General features: G+C 28.8%; 21 protein-coding genes. 7 read left to right on the top strand and 14 right to left on the bottom strand.

Annotated elements, in window-relative coordinates:
• The 10 genes from MPAN_RS01970 to aroF all read right to left on the bottom strand — a co-directional run bounded on the left by MPAN_RS01970 (nucleotide 1) and on the right by aroF (nucleotide 10,688).
• Nucleotides 1-1,968, bottom strand: a complete 1,968-nt coding sequence (locus MPAN_RS01970; RefSeq protein ID WP_176240024.1) for an ATP-dependent DNA helicase RecG — start codon at nucleotides 1,966-1,968, stop codon at nucleotides 1-3.
• A gap of 66 nt (nucleotides 1,969-2,034) precedes the next feature.
• Nucleotides 2,035-4,122, bottom strand: coding sequence for a heavy metal translocating P-type ATPase (locus MPAN_RS01965; RefSeq protein WP_176240025.1), 2,088 nt, complete (start codon nucleotides 4,120-4,122; stop codon nucleotides 2,035-2,037).
• Nucleotides 4,106-4,477, bottom strand: coding sequence for an ArsR/SmtB family transcription factor (locus MPAN_RS01960; protein ID WP_176240026.1), 372 nt, complete (start codon nucleotides 4,475-4,477; stop codon nucleotides 4,106-4,108). The genes MPAN_RS01965 and MPAN_RS01960 overlap by 17 nt, the downstream gene beginning before the upstream one ends.
• 93 nt (nucleotides 4,478-4,570) lie before the next feature.
• Nucleotides 4,571-5,557 (bottom strand): chorismate synthase, encoded by a 987-nt coding sequence (locus MPAN_RS01955; protein WP_176240027.1) that lies wholly within the window; start codon nucleotides 5,555-5,557, stop codon nucleotides 4,571-4,573.
• Nucleotides 5,550-6,326, bottom strand: a complete 777-nt coding sequence (locus tag MPAN_RS01950) for a shikimate dehydrogenase family protein (protein WP_176240028.1) — start codon at nucleotides 6,324-6,326, stop codon at nucleotides 5,550-5,552. The genes MPAN_RS01955 and MPAN_RS01950 overlap by 8 nt, the downstream gene beginning before the upstream one ends.
• Nucleotides 6,323-6,580 carry a chorismate mutase gene (locus MPAN_RS01945; protein WP_176240029.1) on the bottom strand — a complete coding sequence of 86 codons (258 nt, stop codon included), beginning with the start codon at nucleotides 6,578-6,580 and terminating at the stop codon, nucleotides 6,323-6,325. The genes MPAN_RS01950 and MPAN_RS01945 overlap by 4 nt, the downstream gene beginning before the upstream one ends.
• A complete protein-coding gene (aroA, locus tag MPAN_RS01940) occupies nucleotides 6,567-7,844 on the bottom strand; it encodes a 3-phosphoshikimate 1-carboxyvinyltransferase (protein WP_176240030.1) in 1,278 nt (425 codons plus the stop codon). The genes MPAN_RS01945 and aroA overlap by 14 nt, the downstream gene beginning before the upstream one ends.
• Complete coding sequence (gene aroB / locus MPAN_RS01935; RefSeq protein WP_176240031.1) at nucleotides 7,845-8,852, bottom strand: 3-dehydroquinate synthase; 1,008 nt, start codon at nucleotides 8,850-8,852, stop codon at nucleotides 7,845-7,847.
• Complete coding sequence (locus MPAN_RS01930; RefSeq protein WP_176240032.1) at nucleotides 8,842-9,672, bottom strand: prephenate dehydrogenase; 831 nt, start codon at nucleotides 9,670-9,672, stop codon at nucleotides 8,842-8,844. Before MPAN_RS01930 ends, aroB begins: the two co-directional genes overlap by 11 nt.
• Nucleotides 9,669-10,688 (bottom strand): 3-deoxy-7-phosphoheptulonate synthase, encoded by a 1,020-nt coding sequence (aroF, locus tag MPAN_RS01925; protein WP_176240033.1) that lies wholly within the window; start codon nucleotides 10,686-10,688, stop codon nucleotides 9,669-9,671. Before aroF ends, MPAN_RS01930 begins: the two co-directional genes overlap by 4 nt.
• A gap of 339 nt (nucleotides 10,689-11,027) precedes the next feature.
• Here aroF and MPAN_RS01920 point away from each other — a divergent pair, with 339 nt between their 5' ends.
• Together MPAN_RS01920 and MPAN_RS01915 are read left to right on the top strand one after the other, a co-directional pair.
• Nucleotides 11,028-11,348, top strand: coding sequence for a PadR family transcriptional regulator (locus tag MPAN_RS01920; protein WP_176240034.1), 321 nt, complete (start codon nucleotides 11,028-11,030; stop codon nucleotides 11,346-11,348).
• Nucleotides 11,341-12,303, top strand: coding sequence for an HAAS signaling domain-containing protein (locus MPAN_RS01915; protein WP_176240035.1), 963 nt, complete (start codon nucleotides 11,341-11,343; stop codon nucleotides 12,301-12,303). The genes MPAN_RS01920 and MPAN_RS01915 overlap by 8 nt, the downstream gene beginning before the upstream one ends.
• Before the next feature lie 79 nt (nucleotides 12,304-12,382).
• Here MPAN_RS01915 and MPAN_RS01910 read toward each other — a convergent pair whose 3' ends face one another.
• Entirely contained in the window at nucleotides 12,383-13,123 is a 741-nt protein-coding gene (locus tag MPAN_RS01910) for an SGNH/GDSL hydrolase family protein (protein WP_176240036.1), read from the bottom strand.
• 169 nt (nucleotides 13,124-13,292) lie between these two features.
• On the opposite strand from MPAN_RS01910, the gene MPAN_RS01905 reads away from it, so the two are divergent.
• A complete protein-coding gene (locus MPAN_RS01905) occupies nucleotides 13,293-13,904 on the top strand; it encodes a helix-turn-helix domain-containing protein (RefSeq protein WP_176240037.1) in 612 nt (203 codons plus the stop codon).
• Between the two features lie 57 nt (nucleotides 13,905-13,961).
• On the opposite strand, the gene MPAN_RS01900 is transcribed toward MPAN_RS01905, so the two are convergent.
• From MPAN_RS01900 to MPAN_RS01890, 3 genes are read right to left on the bottom strand one after another with little or no spacing between them, the layout of a single operon-like run.
• Nucleotides 13,962-14,816: a DegV family protein gene (locus MPAN_RS01900; RefSeq protein WP_176240038.1), complete on the bottom strand. Its 855-nt coding sequence runs from the start codon at nucleotides 14,814-14,816 to the stop codon at nucleotides 13,962-13,964.
• A gap of 12 nt (nucleotides 14,817-14,828) precedes the next feature.
• Nucleotides 14,829-15,260 carry a large conductance mechanosensitive channel protein MscL gene (gene mscL / locus MPAN_RS01895; protein ID WP_176240039.1) on the bottom strand — a complete coding sequence of 144 codons (432 nt, stop codon included), beginning with the start codon at nucleotides 15,258-15,260 and terminating at the stop codon, nucleotides 14,829-14,831.
• Between the two features lie 56 nt (nucleotides 15,261-15,316).
• Nucleotides 15,317-16,927 carry an ABC transporter ATP-binding protein gene (locus MPAN_RS01890; protein WP_176240040.1) on the bottom strand — a complete coding sequence of 537 codons (1,611 nt, stop codon included), beginning with the start codon at nucleotides 16,925-16,927 and terminating at the stop codon, nucleotides 15,317-15,319.
• Nucleotides 16,928-17,035: 108 nt separating this feature from the next.
• On the opposite strand from MPAN_RS01890, the gene MPAN_RS01885 reads away from it, so the two are divergent.
• The 4 genes from MPAN_RS01885 to MPAN_RS01870 are packed head-to-tail and all read left to right on the top strand — an operon-like array spanning nucleotide 17,036 to nucleotide 19,770.
• The gene (locus MPAN_RS01885; RefSeq protein WP_176240041.1) at nucleotides 17,036-17,896 is read left to right on the top strand and encodes a hypothetical protein; all 861 of its coding nucleotides are present in this window, start codon (nucleotides 17,036-17,038) and stop codon (nucleotides 17,894-17,896) included.
• The gene (locus MPAN_RS01880; RefSeq protein ID WP_176240042.1) at nucleotides 17,893-18,156 is read left to right on the top strand and encodes a PqqD family protein; all 264 of its coding nucleotides are present in this window, start codon (nucleotides 17,893-17,895) and stop codon (nucleotides 18,154-18,156) included. The genes MPAN_RS01885 and MPAN_RS01880 overlap by 4 nt, the downstream gene beginning before the upstream one ends.
• 29 nt (nucleotides 18,157-18,185) lie before the next feature.
• Entirely contained in the window at nucleotides 18,186-18,584 is a 399-nt protein-coding gene (locus MPAN_RS01875) for a hypothetical protein (protein ID WP_176240043.1), read from the top strand.
• A gap of 7 nt (nucleotides 18,585-18,591) precedes the next feature.
• Nucleotides 18,592-19,770, top strand: coding sequence for a nucleotidyltransferase domain-containing protein (locus MPAN_RS01870; protein ID WP_176240044.1), 1,179 nt, complete (start codon nucleotides 18,592-18,594; stop codon nucleotides 19,768-19,770).
• Nucleotides 19,771-19,775: the final 5 nt, after the last annotated feature.

Below are 19,775 nucleotides of genomic sequence, written 5' to 3'. Positions count from 1 at the left end.
TCATATTTTTAATGTGTTTTTGATGTATCTATTCAAATATTTGTATTTTGAATTTGTTTTAAAATCAGGTTCTTCCATCAACTGACTCACATTTTTAAAAGCTTCTATTAAAATTTGGTGATCAGATAGCAAATCTAAAAATTTAAAATCAAGATATCCACTTTGTTCTCTACCTAAGAAATCACCAGGACCTCTTTGTATCAAATCATATTCTGATAACTTAAATCCGTCGTTTGTTTGAGTTAACATCTCTAGTCTTTCAATATCTTCTTTTGTCGATATGACAAAACATGAAGAATGTAGATGTGATCGCCCAACTCTACCTCTTAATTGATGAAGCTGTGAGAGTCCAAAATGCTCAGCTGAATAGATTGCGATTAATGTTGCAGTCGGTATGTCAAGCCCAACTTCAATCATCGTAGTTGATAATAAAATAGAGCCTGGTGTAAACATGAACTGTTCCATTTGAGAAGTTTGTTCCTCATTTGATAGTTGTCCATGAAGAATAAAAATAGGACATGCAAAATTCATCTCTAATTCAGTTTTTACAGTTTGTATATTATCATCGACTTTGTCACTTGTTATTGCTGGAACAACGACATAGACATGTTCTTTGTTCTTTATTTTTTGATCGATAGCAGCATATAATTTAGATATATCTTTTTTTAGAAGATAATGTGTATCAATTTTCTTTCTTTCTTTTGGCTTTTCTTTAATCATAGATATATTTGATTCACCAAATGCAGCCATAGCTAAAGTTCTAGGTATTGGTGTTGCAGTTAAGTATAAAACATCATGACCTTTTTGTTTATCAATCAATTCTTCTCTTGTTGAAACACCAAATTTATGTTGTTCATCAATGATTGATAAACCTAAATGATCAAATACTACATCAGATTCTATGAGTGCATGTGTTCCAATGACAATGTCGTAGACATGGTTTTTAATATCTTCTTTCACTTTATCTTTATGTTTTGTCTTACTTGTTAATAACACAATCTTATAATCTTTAATATATTTACTAAAATATTGGAAATGTTGATTTGCTAGTAGTTCTGTTGGAGCCATTAGAGATACCTGTTCTCTATTTTGTAATACAGGAAGTGTAGCAAGTAGCGCAACTAATGTTTTTCCTGAACCAACATCACCTAATATAAGTCTATAATGCGCATATGGTTTTTTATAATCGCGATATATATCGTTTACGGCTTGTTTCTGGTCACTTGTTAGTTCATATGGAAGTTCACTAATAAAGGCTTTAATATGATTAATATCATATGATTTAGGAGCTCTAAGTGATTGTCTTTCTTTCTGATTAGCAATAAGTTTTAATTGAAGATAAAATGCTTCTTCATATTTAAATCTTCTCTTAGCTTGCTTGATATCTTCAAAGCTTTTTGGAAGATGCAGCATTTCATAAGCTTTAAGTCTTGGTACAAGATGATATTTTTCTAAGAATTGTTCAGGTATGATTTCATAGATTTGAACTAATTTTTCTTTAAATATAGTTTCAACAATATTCATAACTGTTTTATCATGAATACCATCTATTTTATAAATTGGTTTAATCTCGATATTTTTTTCTTTTTTGATAACTGATTGGGCAATGATTTGGTGTTTGTATAATTGATATGTCCCTTTAATAACGACTTGATCTCCTAATACAAAGCTTTTTGTTAAAAATGGTTTATTAAATGCAATCACTTCTATTTTTTCACCTAAAAAATCTATATGAAAACTTGATATATGAATACGTGCATATGGATTAGATTTAACAGGTGAAATTATTTTTGCTGAAATCGTTATTTTATCTTTATGTTTTAATTGATTAATTTGATCAATTGAAAAATCTTCATAGGTTTTGGGATAATTTAAAACAAGGTCATAGGTAGACCATATATGCTTATTTCTTAAAATGTATAAAAGCTTTGGACCAACTCCATTGACTTGATCTAGTTTAGTTTCCAATTTATCACCTAAATCTATTATACTAAAAAAAGAAAAGAAAAGTTAGACACATGTGTTTAACTCTTCTTATTTTCTTAGAATTCGCATAGCATTTAACACAGCAATCAATGAAATGCCAACATCTGCAAATATTGCTAACCACATATTAGCATAACCAAGAGCACCTAAACTTAGAACTACAAATTTTGTTATTAAAGCTAATGCTATATTTTGTATCACGATTCTATTTGTAAATATAGAAATCTTTAACACTTCAATTAATTTAATCGGCTGATCATGCATGATAACAGCATCTGAAGCTTCTATAGCGACGTCGCTACCTAAAGATCCCATAGAGATTCCAATATCTGCTGATAGTAAAACCATTGCGTCATTGATACCATCTCCAATAAATGCTGTTTTATGCTGTTTTGATAATGACTCAACAATATCTTTTTTATCTTGAGGAAGTTGTTTACTATATATATCAGTTATACCTAATTTTTTGCCTATATCATCTGCGATAGCACTTTGATCACCAGTAATCATCGTAACTTGTTTTCCCATTTTAGTTAATAAAGCTATGGTTTCTTTACTACTCATTTTTAATTCATCTTCTAAAACAATATAGCCTATATATTTTTGATCGTAAGCTACATGAATCACACTATATTTTATATCAGGAATTTCAAATTGTATTTTGTTATTAATTAATAGTCTATCATTTCCTACAAGTAATGGTTTTTGTTGATATACTACTTTAATGCCTTGTCCAAAAACTTCATGGTAGTCTTTAATATCTTCTGATATGATATCTTTCTTATATGCTCTTAAAATTGATAGTGCAATTGGATGATTTGATCTAGACTCTGCATGACTTGCTAATTTTAAAATAAAATCTTTATCCTCTGCAAAAACTTGTGTCACTACAAACTCGCCTTTAGTAAGTGTTCCTGTCTTATCAAATATAAAATGTTCTACTTTATGAAGAGTTTCTAAATCACTTCCGCTTTTTACCAAGATACCTTTTTTAGATGATGCTCCTATCCCTGCATAAAATGCTAATGGCACAGATAGCACAAGCGCACATGGACAACTGATAACTAAAAATATTAGTGCTCGTTTTACAAATATAGTTAATTCAGTTGAGTATGTTGTTTGATTGATCTGATATGCAAATATAGGAACTACAAAAGCTAATAAAACTGCGATAAGTACTACAATAGGCGTGTAGTATTTAGCAAACTTTGTTATAAATTGTTCTGCTTTAGCTTTTTTAGTTGTGTTTTGTTCTACAAATTCAATAATTTGATAAACTCTAGAATCTTTATATGTTTTTTTGACTTCGACAATAATAGTTCCGTTTAAATTAATAGTTGAAGACATAACTTCATGACCATTTGACTTATACATTGGTAATGATTCACCTGTTAAACTACTTTCATCAATATAAGTTTCGCCTTCAATGATAATACCATCAACAGGTATTTTTTCTCCTGTTTTAACCATAATATGATCTTTTGGTATTAAGTCTTCAGGTTTTATATCTATAAATTGATCATCTTTTTTTATATGTGCAATCACTGGCTTTAAATCCATAAGAGATTCAATGTGTTTTCTTGATCTATTGACTGAAAGTTCTTGGAAATATTCACCTATTTGATAAAACAACATTACTGCGATACCTTCAATAAACTCACCAATGATGAGTGCACCTATCGTTGCAATCATCATTAAAAAATTCTCATCAAAAACTCTACCTTTTTTAATATTTTTTAAAGCTTTAAGGATGACTTTTCCGCCGATAAGTATATAAGCGGTGATATAGATGATTATTTTATAAGTATCATTTAATCCAATGATAGCTTGTAATAAAAACATTACTAAAAGTAAGACAACACCAGTGATAAAAGACATTTGATTTAATGACATACTTTTTTTAGAAATAGGCTTTTCTATATTTGAATTAAATATGGATACGCTTGATTCGACTTTTCTTGCAATTTTTTGTAGTTCATCTGCATTCATCTTGTTATCTGGATCATCAAAAAATACCTTTTGTCGCATAAAATCAATCTTTACATCTTTTAATCCATCTACTTTCTTAATCTCATTTTCTATTTTTAGAGCGCAATTTGCACAATCAATATCTCTTATCTCATATGTCTTTTTCATGATTGTCCTCATTCACATGGTCAATAACCTGTGCGAATAATTTATGTATATGCTCATCAGCTAAACGATAAAATCTTGTTTTACCATTTTTTCTTGTTCTAACTAAATCTACATCTTTTAATGTTTTTAATTGATGAGAAATAGAACTTTGACTCATATTTAAAATAACTGAAATATCACAAACGCATAATTCATTGAATTGAAGCGCATATAATATTTTAATTCGAGTAGGATCTGAGATTGCTTTAAATAGTTTTGACACTTTTTCAATATCATTAGATTGTATTAAATTTTCTTGTACTTCTTTGACTTTGTCTTGATGAATACATAATGTTTCACATTTATATGATATCATAGTTCCTCCTATATATGAACAACTGCTCATATGTTCATATATAGTGTATCATAACTTAAATATAAAAAAAAGGACGAATCCTTTTTTTATTATTTATTGATACGTTTTATACATTAAATATTGATTCAGAAGACCTATTGCTACCATGTTTTCTAAAACAATACCAACTCTTCTTACAATTGCTGCATCATGTCTACCATTAATCTCTAGTGGTTCAACTTTATTTGTTTCTAAGTTTAAGGTATCTTGTTTTTTCTTGATACTTGATGTTGGTTTAACAAAAACATTGATAGTTAAATCATTACCATTTGATATACCACCTGTCATACCACCTGCGTGATTAGTCTTTGTTATACCTTTATTATCTAAAAGAACATCGTTAAATTGAGAACCAAAATATTCAACTCCACTGAATCCCAATCCGAATTCTACACCTTTAACAGCAGGAACAGAGAACAGTAATTGTGCTAATTCTGAATCAAGTTTATTAAAAAACGGTTCACCCATACCTACAATCATGTCAGATACGGTAATCTTAATAATACCCCCAACAGACTCACCTTTTTCAATGACTTCAAGTAAATACTCATCTAATCGACTCATGTCTTTTAAAGAACCCACTTGAACGAGTTCATGTTTGATTTTAAAAGGGATAGCCATTTTAGCAATACTACCAGCAGCAACCAATGCTGCTGTTAATCTTCCTGAAAATCTGCCGCCACCTCTATAATCTTGAAATCCTTTATATTTAACTTGACTAACAAAATCAGCATGTCCTGGTCTAGGATGTGTTTTTAGATGTTGATAATCTTTAGAAATTACATTTCTATTTTCAATCATAATATGAATTGGAGAACCCGTAGCATATCCGTTAAAGACGCCACTAGTGATTCTAACTTTGTCATCTTCTTTTCTTGTTGTAGTTCCAATTTGTTTAGGTTTTCTTTTTTCTAAATCTGATTTAATAAGCTCTTCATCAATTTTGGTACCTGCAGGAAGTCCATCAAGTACAGCTCCTATTGCATCTTGATGAGATTCACCATATAAGGTGATTTTAAATAAATGTCCATAACTATTCATTGATGATCACATCCTTCAATTTTTTGTAAAGCGTCGGTGTTAATTTAATTTCTTGATCTAGCCAAATAGATAAACTCTCTAGTGCTTGAATCATTAACATATCAACTCCATTAACTCCATTTTTTGCATAGGTTAAAATCTTTGTTTGAACAGGTCGATATACTAAATCAATGACATATTTGTTTTTAACTAGAGTTTTATCAATAATACTTTGTTTGTGATAAGGATATGTTCCAACAGGTGTTGCTTGAACATAAATATCTACATCTTTAAGATCTATATCTTTATACATAATTGTCTCTTGATTTACCTTTAGTGCATCTCTTGTGACAAATTTAGGTATCGCTTCTAGATCTTTTAATACATGATATGCAGCTTTGGCTGCACCTCCTGTACCCAAAATATATATGCGTTTGTCTTTAACTTTAATTTTATTTTTTTTGATTAATCCTTTAAAACCTTGATAATCTGTATTATCTCCTACAATTTTATTGTGCTTTACATAAACAGTATTAACAGCACCTATACGTCTTGCTTCATCTGTTAGTTCATCCATATAATTCATGATAACTTCTTTATATGGTTTAGTAACATTATATCCATCATAAAGTCCATTTTTGAGTTGTTTAATTAACATGTCTAAATTGGATTGACTAATATCTAAAAGGTCATAGGTAAATTCAATGTTTAATTGTTTACTCATAAAGCTATGAATATTTGGAGATTTAGAATAACTTATTTGATGACCAATCAGCCCAAATCTCTTCATTTCTTTTGATACTCCTTAGAAACTTGCATAACTTCTTTTAAGAAAGATTTATAAAACGGCCACATTTCCTTATTATTTAATAAGGCTTTTTGTTTTTCAATAAGCTCTATTTCTCTTCTCTCATCAAAAACAGGTAAATGGTGTTCTTTTTTATATAAGCCAATAAGTCTTGATACTTCCATGCGTTTTAAAAACAGATTCATCATGTCTTCATCAATTTTACTAATTTGTGTTCTAAGTTCAATCAATTTCATCAACAAGTCCTCCAAGTTCTTTAAATACTTCAAAGAAATTTGGATAGCTCTTTTCTACAGCTTGACTATCAGTGATTGTAACATCTCCATCAGCTCTTAAACTAGCAATGGCAATTGCCATAGCAATTCTATGATCATTATAAGAACTAAATTCTAGATTGCCTTTTAAAGAAGTTTGACCTGTAATCCAAGCTTCATCATCAGTAATTTTCATTTCAACTCCGAATTTAGTTAAAACTTCATACATAGCATTTAGGCGATCTGATTCTTTTATCTTTAATCTATGGCAATTAATAAAGTGAGTTTCACCTTCACTAAGTGCTGCTAAGACCATAAGAATAGGACCCAGATCTGGAATTGGATCAATATCGATAATTAAACCACCTTTTGTTTGTCTTGGATAAACAACAAATTGTTTTAAATCTTTTTGGAAATATATATATCCACCCATTTTTGAGATAATATCTGCAATCTTACGATCCCCTTGTTTACTTAAAGGATCTAAATTTCTTAAAAATAATGGAAGTTTATGTTGATTAATCGTTCCTGCAACCATCCAAAAAGCACCTTGTGAAAAGTCACCTTCGACATCTAAAACTCTAGGTTCATATTTTTGTTTACCTGGGATAAAGATACGATTATCAACATATTCATATTGAATACCAAATTTAGTTAAAGTATCTAAAGTCATATCTACATATCCTTTAGATGAAAGTGGTGTAGTAATTTCAATAATAGAATCTTTTTTAGCTAAAGGAAGTGCAAATAAAAGACCAGATACAAACTGACTGCTTATATCTCCTCTTACTTTATAATGTCCACCTTCTAATTTACCTTCAATTTCTAATGGAAGATAATGATCTTTTTCAAGATGGTGAAATCCTAGTCCTTTATCTGTAAAAATATTTTCATACACATTTAATGGACGATCAATCAATCCACCGGATCCTTTGAAAATAACTTTTTCTTTTTGTAGCATATAAATAGGAATCATAAATCTTAATGTTGATCCAGATTCAATACAATCAACTGTATCGCTGATTAATTTATATCCCGATGAAATAACTTTTTCATCTTCAAAAGTAACATTCAATCCTTCCAATGCTTTTTTGGTTGCTGATAAATCATTAGAATCTAAAACATTAGATACAACTGAAGTACCTTTAGCAAGACCAGCTGCTATGACATATCTATGTGATAGCGATTTAGAACTAACAACTTTAACAGTTCCATTTAATTTTGATGGTTTTATTGTGACTTTCATTTATAATTCACCTACCTTAATTTGTGTTACAACGCCTTGACCAATATCTGATAAACAGATGAAATGAAATGCTTCAGCAGTAAATTTCTTATCTGTTTTTATGTCTTCTTTTAAATCTTCAATTTTAAAATAAGGCTTTTTAATCAATCCATTCATCTCTAAAGTGTGTCTTATAGATTCATAAAGATGTTTTGGTGTTAATCCCTTTTTAATGCCAATTTCAAGTGCTATCAACATACCATAACTAATGGCTTCCCCATGTTTATATGTTTGATATTTAAATTTCTTTTCAATCGCGTGTCCAAATGTATGACCGAAATTTAGAAGCATTCTTTCTTTCTGATCAAATGGATCTTTTAAGACCACAGTTCTTTTAACTTCTATAGCCATTAAGATTTCTTTTGTTGTAACTCTTTTTGTATCTTTAAAAAAGTTAAACAGTTCTTTGTTAGCAATTAATCCTGCTTTAATCATTTCAGCTACACCTTGATTATACTCTCTTTTACTCAATGTATCTAGAAATACTGGATCAATGATTACTAACTTCGGATGATAAAAAGCTCCTACTAAATTCTTTCCTTTTGGAAGATCAATACCTACCTTAGATCCTATGGAACTATCGACTTGAGATAATAAGGTTGTAGGTATTTGGATATATGGAAGTCCTCTATATAGTGTAGCTGCTACAAATCCTGTTAGATCTCCAACAACACCTCCACCAAGTGCAAGTATTAAATGATTTCTTTTAATACCTTTATCCATTAATTGACTAATTACGTCTAAGTATGTTGCAATAGTTTTTGATTGTTCACCAGCTTTAATTACAACGATGTGTAAATGAAATTCGTTTAAAACGCTTTTAATAAAATCATGATATAATTCATCAACATTTTCATCAGTGACAATGAAAAGATCATCATATGTATAAAAAGACTTGATGTGTTTTGATAGACCTCTTATTGAATTTTTTTCTACTATGATTTCATAATCAGACATTTTAAGTTTCATCAAATACTTTCCTCTTTTCTTTAGCACTTTTTAAATACTCTTGAATAGATTCTTTATCATTTGTTTCTATATGTTTTTTTAATTGATCTAGTTCTTTTTCAAAATCATTAATCTTTTTTAATAATGCTTCTTTATTTTCTAAAAACAATTCGGTCCACATAACTTCATTGATTTTAGCAATACGTGTTAGATCACGATATGAATCACCTGTCGCTTGAGGTGTTTCTTTTAAATGATCACTATGAACTAAACTTACCGCAATCACATGTGTTAACTGTGAAGTAAATGCTATAAGTTCGTCATGTGTTTGTGCATCTGTTATGGTTATTTTACCAAATTTCAAGTCACTTGCGATATTTTTTAAGATTTTTTCATCTTTAGGTCCTGATTTTTGACCTTTAACAATGATAAAATTAGCATCCTTAAAGATTTTATAATCTTTAGAAGCGTATCCTGATGATTCTTTACCAGCCATTGGATGATGTGATGTATAGCTTACACCATCTGGAATAAGGGCTTCTATTTCTTTAGTCATCCAGGCTTTTGTTCCACTAACATCTGTGATGATTTGTCCTTTTTTCAATAGATGTTTGTGTTTTGATAAGAATTCTATGTTGTGTTTAGGATACAATCCTAAAATAATTAGATCTACTTTTGATAAATACGACATATCATTATCTTTTTCTACTATCTTTTCTTTTATAGCTTGTTCAACGACTGCTTCAGTTCGATTTGATGCATAAATTTCATGTCCTGCTTTTTTTAATCCTTGTGCATATGATGCGCCAATTAAACCCAGTCCAACGATAAATATTTTCATCTAAAATCTTTCCCTAAAAGTGTTGATAATTCTTTTAATTTATCTACCATATGTAAATATTTTTTAGGTTTTAAAGATTGAGCGCCATCACTTAAAGCATGTTCAGGATTATTATGAACTTCAACTATTAAACCATCAGCTCCAACAGCTAAACTTGCTAGAGATAATTTTTCAATCATAGACCAGCGACCTGCTGCATGTGAAGGATCAATAATAACTGGTAAATGTGACAACTCTTTTATAGAAAGTACTGCAGATATATCAAGTGTGTTTCTTGTGTATTTTTCAAAAGTTCTAATCCCTCTTTCACACATGATAATTTGTTCATTTCCACCATTCATAATATATTCAGCACTCATTAACCATTCTTCAATGGTTGCAGATAAGCCTCTTTTTAATAAAATTGGTTTTGTTGACTTACCTAAAGCCTTCATCAATTCAAAGTTTTGCATGTTTCTTGCACCAACTTGAATGATATCTACATATTTTTCAAATAAAGGAAGTAGATCAGCACTTGGTATTTCAGTAACAACCAATAAGTCAAACTCATCGCCAACTTTTCTTAAGATCTTTAATCCTTCTTCTTTTAATCCCTGAAATGCATAAGGTGAAGTTCTTGGTTTATATGCACCACCTCTTAAGATGTGTGCACCAGATTCTTTTACTGTTTTTGCGATTGTTCTCATCTGCTCTTCTGATTCTACAGAACAAGGACCAGACATCATCACAAACTGATGACTTCCTATCTCAATTCCGTTTTTAAACTTAATAACTGTATTTTCTTTTTTAAAACTTCTCGATGCTTTTTTAAATGGCGTCGAGACCCTTGTTACCTCATCAACACCTTCGAAAGCATATAGATCTTCAGGTTCAAAGGATGACGTATCTCCTATGATCCCAAAAATATGAATCAGTTTAGAACTAACATCTCTGATCTCTAAATTTTTACTTTCTAAGAATTCCTCTAATTTTTTATATTGCTTTTTTGTAGCCTCTTTTTTCATTTTAATAATCATAGTTTTTTGTCCCTTTCTTGTTTTTAGTCCTTAAAAAATAAAAAATCCCTAAGGAACCCCAAGGATGATTTTTAAATCATGATTTGGCTGTTCCTTTAAAATCCACAAAAAGGAATGCCTTGTTATAGACAACCCTTATATCAATATGAATAATAATAGACAACCTTTTTTATTTTTAACATAGACTAAACACCTCATCTATTTGTTGATATAGTATCACAATAATTTTAAAAAGACAAGATAAAGCGAAAAAAAACATTTTTTTCATTTTAGTATTGTGTTTTACACACTACCTATGATATATTAGTAGTGTGTATCACACAATAAAGGAGGCTAATGATGAATACTCAATTTAAAAAAGGTATTCTAGAGATGTGTATTTTATATGTTATTAATGAAAAAGACATGTATGGTTTTGAAGTCATTGAACGACTGGCTAAAGATATAGATGTAAATGAAAACACAGTCTATCCAATACTTAGAAGACTTACTACTCAAAATCTATTTTCGACATATCAGAAACAAACAAATTTAGGTGCCCCAAGGAAATACTACAAAATCACTGATCAAGGCTCACAAAAACTTGACCAATCACTTAATGAATGGAAAACATTTTTAAATGGTGTATTCCAAATCGTAGGAGGAAAAACAAATGCGTAAAGAATCGTATATAAATGAATTAAAAGAGATTTTACAAAACTATGAAGTAAATCAAAGTGATATCGATGATGTCATTCTAGACTATAGTCAAATGTATGATGATGCATTAGATAGAGGGTTAACTGATGATGAAGTTTATCAATTATTAGGCAATCCTGATCACGTAATTAGTGAATTAAGAGATACATTAACTATAAAAAGAAAAAAACAATATCGTAATAAGTTTATTGCGCTAACACCATTTATTGCGGTCATCTTATTTATGGTCATTGGATTATCTTCAAACGTTTATCATCCGACTTGGTTGGTGTTTCTTATCATTCCAATGTCTGCAATCATTTTGAATACAGGCAAAAAAGAAAAACTTATAGCTTTATCTCCATTTTTAGCACTTATATTTTTTATAACAGTTGGAACATATACTAAAGTATGGATTCCAACATGGCTAATTTTCTTGATTATTCCATTACTAGGAATGTTTGAAATAAAAAACGGGCTTCAAAAAATATTGTCTATAGGTTCTCTTCTTATCGCAGTTGCATTTTATTTATATATGGGATATATGCAAGATAATTTCAATTTAGGTGCACTTGGATTTATTCTTCCGATAATAGTTGGTATAGTTTACGGAAATATAACCGTTGAATTCTTTAATTGGAAAGACCTTTCAAAAAGAAAAAATGGACTTGCACTTCTATCTGTTATTATATTATCAACACTAACATTTGTTTTATTAGGTATTTTTGCAAATGGTTGGGCTTATGCATGGATGGCATTCTTATTCATTCCTATGGCTTCAATTTATTTATTTGATAATAGTAGAAAGCTAACACCTTTTATGCCTTTTATTGCAGTTATTATATTCTTTTCTTTAGGTTATTTCTTTCATTTGTTTGAAATATCTTGGATAGCGTTCTTACTTATTCCAATGGTTGCAGTTATCGAAAACGCTTAAATATATCATTTAATTTCATAAAAAGAGCACATTGAGATTTAACTCTCAATGTGCTTTTTAATATTTATCTCATATACAGTTATACATTTGCGATATGAGTCATTACAGGAGTCTTTCTCCAAGTATTAAGCAAATCATACTGATTAATTTCTTGAATTGCAGATTGTGCTAAATAATAATAACCTTTCTCATTTGGATGAACACCATCACTACACATATATGGTTGAATATCTTTTAAAGACTTCATTTTCTCTCTTAAATCAAGTAATATACAATTTGTTTTCGTTGCGCATCTTACTATTGCTTGGCTATACATTTCTTGATGTCTTGATATATTTTCAACATCATGCTCTAAAAAGATCATCATATTTTTTGGATCCCCCATTTTAGAAATGACATTATCAAAATATGATTGAGAATTCAAAGAAATAATTGTTGTTAAAACTACTTTTATACCTTTAGAGGTAAGAGTTTCTATCATATCGATAAGCATTCTTTCAAAATCTTTTAAAGGCGTTTTGGGATTATGTTTAATATAAGGATTTTTTGATACCATTTCCCAATCATAATCAGAGTCATTTCCACCTAAAGCAAACACTGCATATACTTGATCTGCTTGGCCTGTAGATTTAAGATATTTATCAACAATTTTTTTATCGTATATTCTTTTTAATGTTTGTCCATATAATGAGACATTATCTATTTCTTGACCATAATATTTTGAAACAAGTTTAACTGCATTATCTTCAACTGTTTCCAATTTTCCTTTTATAGTGACAATTCCTTTAGCAATTGAATCTCCAAAAACGACAGTTCTCATAAAATCACTTCCTTCACCTATGATTATAAATCAATAATCTATTTTTCATGCTCTACTCTAATTTAAGATTCTCTACAGAGGTTATCCTTTCAGTAGAATTCAAAAATTAAACTCTACTGATAGTAGAATTTGTATGTTTTAATTGATTAGTCCGTGATATAATATTGTTATGGAAAAAATAAAAGAAATATTCGCAGAAAATTTAATACACTATCGAAAAACCTTAGGGTTAACTCAATTAGACTTAGCTGAGAAATTACATTACTCTGATAAAGCAATCTCTAAATGGGAAAGAGGAGAATCTTTACCTGATGTGGTTACTTTAAAAGAGATCTCTAAAATCTTTAATATAACAGTCGATCAATTGATAAGTAAACACGCTTATAATAAAAATGTCCCTGAAGTTCATGTCATAGAGGCAAAAAAACAAACCATTTTCAATTTAAAATTGGCTCTACTTTCTGGATCAGCTATATTATTCATTGCTATTATAGTGTTTGTTGTACTCACGCTTATATATCCACAAAAAGATTATATATGGCTTGTATTTATTTATAGTATTCCTTTAATATGTATTTCTTTCTTACTCTTTGCAATTTTTTCTAAGAAAAACAAATTAATTATCCTTTTTGCAGAATTATTAGCATTTAGTATATCTCTTGTATCATTTTTTTCACTTTCAATTGCAAAAACATGGTTATTTTTCATAATTCCTATACCCGTATTTTTCATTCTTTATTTTTCACTGTCTTTAAAAAACAATAAACAAACACAAGAATAATTAAATTAACTATTTATATATAGAAAAGTGATTAGGATATCCTAACCACTTTTTTTATTAATTATCTAATTTTATATATCCCACACCTATACCATTTGGTCCAGTATGTGCACCAACAACTGGTGTTAAATATGCAACAACAACTTCTCTTTCTGGGAAAACCTTTTTAATTTCAGCAACAAACCATTTAACATATTCATCAGCATGTGCATGTGAAATAAAAGTTATCACATTTTTTCCTGTTGTTTCTTCAACATATTTTTCTAATACTCTTACATGTGCTTTACGAGTTGTTCTTATTTTCTCTAAAGTTTCAACTTTACCATTATCTCCAAGTACTAACAAAGGTTTTAACTGTAACATTGTTCCAAGCGTACCTGAAAGTTTTGATAATCTACCGTTTTTAACAAGATATAATAAGGTATCAACTGCGAAAAAGACTTTATCATTATCTCTAATCTTTTCTAAATAAGGTAAGATTTGTTCAACATTTTTACCTTCTTCAGCTAAACGATGAGCTTCTAAAACCATATATGCTTCGCTATATGCTAATGTTTTAGAATCAAATGCTGTTACTTTTATGTTAACTTCACTAGCTGTTCTTACAACTGCATCATAAAGTCCACTTAATTCAGAAGAAATTACAATCACTAAAGCTTCTTCATATCCTTCTTTTTCTAGTTCTTCAAAGTTTTGAATCATTGTACCTATAGAAACATATGATGTTTTAGGAATATCATTTGGATTTCCCTTAATGCGATTATAAAATGTTTTTGCGTCCATATCTATAAAATCATTATAACTTTCATCTGCTCCAAAATGGATCATTGATCTTAGGATGCGAATATCCTTTGGATAATCAAGATAATCTAGTCCAGCATTACTACATGTTAAAATTGCAACTTTCTTCATAATAATCTCCTTTTACTTCTTTTGTAGTTCTTTTAATTGATCCCTAATTTCTGTTAATAATTTAATATCTTCAGGAACAACAACTTTTATTTCTTCTTCAACTAATGGTGCATTTTCTTTTGCAATACGTTCGTTAAACTCTTTTCTTCTAATAACTAAAGTTATTGCAGCATATATACTAAATGCAATAATGATAAATTCAACAATTTGTTGAATAAATGAGCCATAGCGAATTTCTGATCCACTCACAATCCATATTAAGTCATTAAAATTTGATTCACCTGTAAGTGTGTTAATAAGTGGCATAATAATATCATTAACTAAAGAAGTAATAATTGCTTTAAATGCAGTACCTATAATAAATGCGATCGCTAAATCTAAAATATTACCTTTTGTAATAAATTCTTTAAAGCCTTTAAAAAAACTTCCTGCTTTATTCTTCATTATTTTGTGACTCCTTTTTTATTTTATAATATCATATTTTATGCTAATAATACATATTATAACTCAACAGTTTTTGTAATAATATCAGATTCGATTCTTCTATGTGAACTAATTATAACAGTTTTTTTAGTTAATGCTTTTATATTCTTTAATATTATGGTTTCTGTATCTTGATCCAATGCTGATGTGATTTCATCTAATAATAAGATAGGTGCATCCTTTAATAATGCTCTAGCAATTGCTAATCTTTGGATTTGACCGATAGATAGACCAGCACCTTTTTCTTTTAAAAATGTATCAAGTTTTAAAGGTAATGCTTGAACAAAAGATTTTATTTCAGCTATTTCTAAGGCTTCATAAATTTGCTCATCTGTATAAACTTTAAATAAATTAAGATTATCCCTAATGGTTCCCGATAAAATCAAAAAGTTTTGGGGAACATAGCTCATCAAAGATCTCGTTTGATTTGAAACTTGATATGTATTTTGATTAGTTGTTAGCTTGATTTCTCCATCTTTTATATCTAAAAGATTTAATAAAAGTTTAAATAACGTTGATTTACCTTTACCTGAAGGTCCAAGAATATGAATATAATCATCATGATTAATTTTTAAATTTAAGTCTTTGATAATAATGTCTTTATCATAAGAAAATGATAAATGTTTAATATCAATATAATCAAAGGTCTCTTCAATTGGTTTATATGATTCTTCTATTTCATATTGATCCAAAATCATTAATCTTTCTGTAGATGCAATTAATTCAGAATATCTTGGAATCATTTTTGAAAGCCCATTAAAAGGTGATTGGATATGTTGAACCAATTGGATCATCGCAAGCAACGCTCCAACACTTAATCCAAACTGTAGTTGGTATGCACCAAATATAATTGAAAATGCATATCCAAATGAGAAAAATAAAGAGAGTCCTGTAGATGTAAATATCGAGACTTTCTCTTTTCTTAATCTTGTTTTAAATAAATGCTTTTGTTTCACTTCATTTTTTTGACTGATATTCTCTTCTGCTTGAAAGCTTTTGATTACTTCTATGTTTTCAATAGATTCTTGCATGAAACTTCTAGAATCTGCTAGAGAAATTTGTAATTGATGATGTCTATGCTTAATAAGTTTAGTGATTAGTCTACTTCCTATAATTAAACATAGGCCTAAAGCTAAAAAGATAAGGGCAAATGCTTCATCAATCGCAAATAAAAGAATAAACGCTCCTACAAATCTAGCTACATAAAAGATAAGTCTAGGAATGATATCTACAACTTGAAGAGAAATGATATCAATATCTGAATCCAGATACGTTAATAGCACTCCAGAGTGCTCTTTATTGATATCTTTTTGTTTAGTTTTTAATAATTGAGAAAAATATTTGTTCTTTAACTTTTTACTAACAATACCTTTATAATATGCCGTTAAATAATTATTTAAAGCAGTTAATATTAAATTGAGTAATAAAAGCGATGAAATCAATATTGCAAAAAAAATAAATCTAGATCTATTATCATCTAATGCCGCATTAATAACATCTTTGGAATAATAAGCAAAAAAAATCGCAAGCAAACTTAAAATTAAGCTAATCAGAGATAAACCGATTAGCGGATATTTTAAATATTTGTGATTTATTTTCAACCATTTAATTGCTTCTTTATTTTTCAAGCATATCACCTATCATTATTCTATCATTTTTTATCTATTTTTTCACACAAACTTTTAACTTAAAAAAACCGTGATATAATTAAATCAAAAGGATAAGAGGGTATAACTATGATATCTATTCTACGAATTGGCGATATGATTATAAAATATGAGTATCACTTTGATGATTATTTTAATGAATCTATAAAACAATATGAAGCAAAAGATCAACCCTATACTTTTGAATTATTAGTAGAACTCACTTCTACTTTTGAAACGTTTGATTTTGATTGGATTATTCGTAATAACAGATATCACTTTATTTCAGATGATATAGAAGTTATCACTGTCTATCATGATATTAAAGAGAATATTTTTAGCCAACAAATTGTTTTTGATAAGAAATTAAAACGTGCAATTATTCGACTCAATCCGATATATGTTGATGACCTACCTACTCAAGAATACGTTCTATCAGGAGTTATTTTCTTAGAGATGGCAATTATGGCTGGATTTATTCCAATTCATGCATCAGCAATCAATTACCAAAATCAAGCTATTTTATTTTCCGCACCTTCCACAACCGGTAAATCTACGCAATCTAAATTATGGCAAACATTCGATCAAAATATTTCAATTATAAATGATGATAAACCTTTATTATTTATAAAAGATGAAAAGTTTTATGTTCAAGGTTCTCCTTTTAGTGGAAAAACAAGTGAAAACATGAATGTTTCTATACCTTTAAAAACAATACTATTTATTAAACAAAGTCGAATCAATCAAATCACTTTGTTAGATGAAAAAGATGCATTAAAAGAAGTCTTAAAAAATACACAAAAACCTAAAGATCAAAAAACTTACTTCATACTTTTATCGCAAATTGATAGATTAATTAAAGATATACCTATGTATAACTATCAAGTCACAAAAGATGTAACTGCAGTTGATTACTTATATCAAAAACTTTTTAAGAAGGTGAACTCATGAGAATTAAAGAAGGCTATATATTAAAGGATGTCGCAAACCAATATGTTGTCGTACCTATCGGTAACGAAGCCATCAATTTTAATGGCATGCTTAGATTAAACAAAACTGCTAAATTATTGTTTGAAGCCTTACTTGAAGAACAAGAAATTGAAGATCTTATCCTTCTTCTCAAAGAAAATTATGACATCAGTGAAGAAGATGCCCTAAGAGATGTAAAAGACTTTTTAACAGTATTAGAATCTAAAAATATTTTATTATGAGTGGAGTCAAAGTATTATCTAAGGAGTTAATGCCTTTAATTAAAGAGCTTTTAGAGCATAATCAATCTGTAAAATTTAAGATCTCAGGAACTTCTATGCTTCCTTTTTTTAAACATCAGGAAACACTGGTCACTTTAATAAGAAAAGACGCTTATAAGAAATATGATGCGATTTTATATCAAGTTAATGATGCATTTGTACTTCATAGAATTATTAAAGTAGACCGTGAGTTTTATTTAACCTGTGGAGATGCTCTAAAAACAATTGAACTTGTTGATAAGAGTAATGTTTTAGGCTATGTATCAATGTTTGAATATAAAGATAAACTAATTCATAGTAATGATAAAGCATATATGTTTAAAGTTAAAGTTTGGCATTGTGTTAAGCCCTTTAGACGTATATTATTAAAATTAATAAAAAGAAAGTAGGCATATCATGGATCAAATGATTAATGTATTATGTGATATAACAGCATCTGTTATAAATCAAAAAACCTACAATAAACCTATACATGATGAACAGTTATTTTTTACACTTGCAAAAGAAAATGGACTTATTCCATTTGTTTTTGAATCTGTCGATAAAGAACTCATCTCATTAGATCTTTATAATCATTTAAAAAAACACTACTATGCATTTGTGGCACATGACACAAAGGCCTTAGTATATATAGACAAAGTCAATGATATATTAAATGAAAACCAAATTAAACATATCTTTATGAAAGGTTCTATTTTAAAACACCTTTATCCCAAAACATATCTTAGAGGTATGGGTGATATTGATATCTTAATTGAATCAGATAACTTAAAAAAAGTTCATCAAATCTTTAAAGAACATGACATCTTATTAAAACAAGCTTCTGAACAACATGATAGTTTTGTCATTGGAAAAGAATTAACCATTGAGATTCATCCAAAATTATATAAAGATTTCAATGCTAAATATGAAACTCTTTTTAATAATCCATGGGACTATGCTTATCAAAAAAATGCATATGAATATAGATTTGAACCTGCTTTTGAAATCATATATCTTTTATACCATCTAGCTAAACACTTAGATTCTGGTGGTATAGGTCTAAGAAGTGTATTAGATATAGGAATTTATTTAAATCATTATAAAAAAACCATAAACAAAGAAAAACTAATATTTTTACTTGATCAAAGCCAAATGACTAAGTATTTCACGCAAATCATTTATCTTAATATCAAATACTATCACTTTAAAGATTTAGATAACTTTATATTTGATCCTTTATTAACAGATGAGGCATATGATGAAATCATAATTTTTATCGCAAGATCAGGGCTCCATGGAAAAGGTCACAAATATAATGCGTTTGAAGCAAGAATCGCTTCAAATGATTTAAAAAACAGATCTAGATTCCATCTTTTTATGACGCTTGCTTTTCCTAGTTATAAAACGATGAAAGGTCAATATAAAACACTTAAAAAAGTTCCTGTACTACTTCCATTTTTTTGGATTTTTAGACTTTTAAAACTATTTCTCCTTAGAACTAAAGATACATTCAAAAGAGTCTTTCAACTTAATGCAGCGACTAAAGATATACAAGAAATAAAAGACATATATGAACATCTAGGATTACAATAAAAATT

The sequence above is a fragment of the Mariniplasma anaerobium genome (assembly GCF_016865445.1).
GTDB classification, from domain to species: domain Bacteria; phylum Bacillota_I; class Bacilli_A; order Acholeplasmatales; family Acholeplasmataceae; genus Mariniplasma; species Mariniplasma anaerobium.
This window is presented reverse-complemented; position numbering and strand designations above follow the sequence as displayed.